The sequence below is a fragment of the Streptomyces sp. LBL genome (genome assembly GCF_029893585.1).
Classification (GTDB): domain Bacteria; phylum Actinomycetota; class Actinomycetes; order Streptomycetales; family Streptomycetaceae; genus Streptomyces.
Map to the genome: position 1 here is coordinate 1 of NZ_JARXYX010000090.1, position 1,440 is coordinate 1,440.

Genomic DNA, 1,440 nt, shown 5'->3' on the forward strand with positions numbered 1-1,440 from the left:
ACTGCAGGGGGGACCCTGTGGGAGAGTAGGACGCCGCCGAACAATTTTTGAAGGAAACCCCGCACCGGTTGGTGCGGGGTTTCCTGCGTTCAGGGAATTTCAGGACGGGTTTACCAGTTTCGTGTCGTACGCGAGGATCGCCGCCTGGACGCGGTCCCGGGAGCCCGTCTTCGCGAATGAGGGTTTCCGTCAGCGGGAGATGGTGGGCGTAGGTGTCCAGGAGGCGGCGGGTCAGGCTGGGGGCCACCACCGCGTCGCCTGTGGCCACCGAGCGGATGCCGGAGAGCAGTTCCTCCGGCTGGGCGTCCTTGACCAGGAAGCCGGAGGCGCTGGCGCGCAGGCCCGCGTAGGCGTACTCGTCGAGGTCGAAGGTCGTGAGGATCAGGACGTGGGTGCGGTCGCCGGCGGCGGTGATGCGGACGTCCATCAGGACGATATCGGGGTGGAGGTCCGCCGACAGACGTACCGCCTCGCTGCCGTTCGTCGCCTCGGACAGGACCACCATGTCGTCCTGGCTCTCCAGCAGCATGCGGAAGCCGAGGCGTTGGAGAGGCTGGTCGTCGGCGATGAGGACCGTGTGACGTTGCGCCAGCCGCTGCCTAAGTAGTCGATCAGGGCCGCCACCACCCAGAAGGGGGTACCCGTAGTATCCGCCGCAAAAATAACGGATAACCCTGACCTGCGGTGATGTGCCTTGGCGATGGGCGGGGTGTTCCTCATCAACGCAGGGAGGGCGTGATTTACGTGGACTGCCTCCTGCCGGACGAAGCCGACGACCTCAGCCGGGGTCGGTGTCTGGTAACCGCGGTGCCCGACTTGGTATCTGATGCACTGTGATGGCTGTTTGCCTGACCGTGGCCCGCCAAAGCCCTACGGTGTCGCGGAAGGTGCCCATGAGGTGTGGGGACACGGTTGCGGTGGAGGTCCCGGGTGGCGACCCGTGTGTTCGCTGACGACGAACTGGAACGGTTGCGGGGCTTCCCTGAGATCAACAAGGAAGAGCTGATCCGGTTCTTCACCCTGACCCCGGCGGACCTGGGGTTCATCGACCTCTCATCAGCGTCTCCGACGGCACCTCCCGGGCCCGGTGACACCACCCCCCCCAGGTCATGCCTTCATCATCTGTTCGACAGGGGGACACAGTCATGCCGGGCCCGGAGGCCAGCGGCCCCATTGCAGGACCGCGAAAAACATAACGGGGCGATGGGCCAGGCGGCCGTCGATGGGGGGAAGGGTGTCAGCCTTCGCGGCTGGGGAGCATGGCCAGGGCCTGGGAGCGCTGTGCGACGAGGTCGTCGTAGGTGCCGTCGCGCTCGGCCCAGCGGTGCATGCGAACCCCTTCACGGGGAGTGTCTAATCAACGGCGGATCTGATGATCAAGGAGACGCCAGAGATGACCGAGACTGTTGTCGAGCAGGAGTCCGTCGAGAAGCCGGCGGT

General features: G+C 65.6%; 2 pseudogenes. Both read right to left on the reverse strand.

Features of this window, described 5'->3' with window-relative positions:
• Positions 1 to 99 precede the first annotated feature (99 nt).
• Positions 100 to 529 (reverse strand): annotated as a pseudogene (locus M2271_RS42385) (response regulator transcription factor).
• Between the two features lie 708 nt (positions 530 to 1,237).
• Positions 1,238 to 1,339 (reverse strand): annotated as a pseudogene (locus M2271_RS42390) (oxidoreductase); the annotation flags it as partial.
• Between the last annotated feature and the right edge of the window lie 101 nt (positions 1,340 to 1,440).